A 1,720-nucleotide genomic window follows, 5' to 3' on the forward strand; every position below is an offset into this window, starting at 1 on the left:
CTTCTGGTTTTGATGGCTCCGGTTGATCTGGAGTTTTTACCGGTGGTGTTGGCTCATTCTCGTAGTTTGGCGCTACTGGAGCTGGTTCCAATGGTTTCTCTGTCTCATAATTTGGCTCTTCCGGTTTTGATGGTTCCGGTTGATCTGGAGTTTTTACCGGTGGTGTTGGCTCATTTTCATAGCTTGGTGCTACTGGAGCAGGATCCAATGGTTTCTCTGTCTCATAAGTAGGAGCTTGTGGTGCAGTTGGTGCTACCGGTGGAGTTGGTTTTTCTTTTGTAATTTTCGGAACGTTAACGGCACGAATCTTACCATTGAGTGAGTACCAGATATTGGGCCTCTTGCCTTCTGTATTATCTTTTCCAGCAACTTGAGGCATATCCGCAACAGACATCACATTAGTAGCAGATGTTGCGCCAACTGTAACATGATTCGTAGATCCAGACATACTAATAGCACCTGCACCGTACCAAGAGTTTGGTGCATCTGATGAATCCCACCCCGATCCAGGTTCATTTGCTCTAGGATACATAGTCCAACGAGATCCACCCTGATCTTTTCTAAAATTGAGGGTTTTGGTAGCATAAATCATTCCATCTTTTTCATCAATAGATGAACCTGAAATTTTAACAAATGTTCCGCTATAGTCTTTAGCCATTTCAATAGAATTGTGCTCGCGGTTTAGAGATGCTACAGAAAGAAGGGCATTGTCAAAATTAATTGGTTGGTCATTTTCATCATAGAAGGTAAATTCATTTTTAATGAAAATTGAAGTACCTTTTTCAACATCACCAGTGTAAGCAGAAGCAAAGACTCCCAAAGTTGGGTCACTAAAGATTCCCAACCAAACTTTTCCACTAGGATTTTGGAATTTTGAAGACGGATCTACAGTATATTTGTAAACAATCTTGGAAATCTTTTTACCGTTGTAGTAGGAATTTTGAAGGTTGGTATAAGTCGCAGTTACGCTTTGCCCACGTTCTAGAAGAACAGAGCCCCATTTAACTTCTGTTTTATTCCCTACATTGGTCGTCCAGTCCGATTTAGTTCCAATATTACCATACAATTCCACTGAAGAAGTAGTGGCACCGTTCTCCAAGTTCTTGACATTGAGATTGTCTAACTGAAGATTCTTCTTACCATATTGGTCTGTATCCTTCTTGAAGGCTTCATCAACAGCTGCTGCTGTAAGAAGTTTTCCTTCCGTTTTGAGGTCCAGTTGAGCTTTCGGTTCTAAATCATAAACCAAACTCTGAGCAGATGGCTTAGACAAGTAACCATCTTGATCTTTATTCTTTTCAAGTTCTACCAATGCAGCCTTAATTTTTGCCTGCTCTTCATTGTACTCTTTGAGTTTCCGTGGATACTCATCTACATCTTTCTTATACTTGGCAAGATCAGTTTCATATTTAGCTAATTTTGCTTCATAGTCAGTTTTAGCTGCGGCATTACGTTGCTTGATTTCTTCATTTTCAGCTTGGAGTGCAGCATTTTTAGCAGTATTTTCCTTTACTGCTTTTTCATAAGCTTCTTTAGCTTCAGCATTTGCTTTTTGAACGCGAGCTAATTCCGTCTGGTATTCGGCTAGCTTAGCTTGGTAGTCTGTTTCGTTAGCTTCGTTTGCTTGTTTGACTGTTGCTAAATCTGCTTCGTATTTCTTCACCGCTGCGTCATAAGTCGCTTTTGCAGTAGCGTTACGTTGCTTAATCGCTTCATTTTC

1 protein-coding gene is annotated in these 1,720 nt (G+C 40.5%); it reads right to left on the reverse strand.

The genetic code is table 11. The features are described 5' to 3' along the window. Positions 1–1,720, reverse strand: a 1,720-nt coding sequence (locus MK405_RS09175; RefSeq protein ID WP_268704862.1) for a GbpC/Spa domain-containing protein, incomplete at both ends; no start/stop codon positions are given.

Origin of the sequence: Streptococcus oralis, from assembly GCF_026782345.1 — a bacterium.
Taxonomy (GTDB): Bacteria; Bacillota; Bacilli; order Lactobacillales; family Streptococcaceae; genus Streptococcus; species Streptococcus oralis_CK.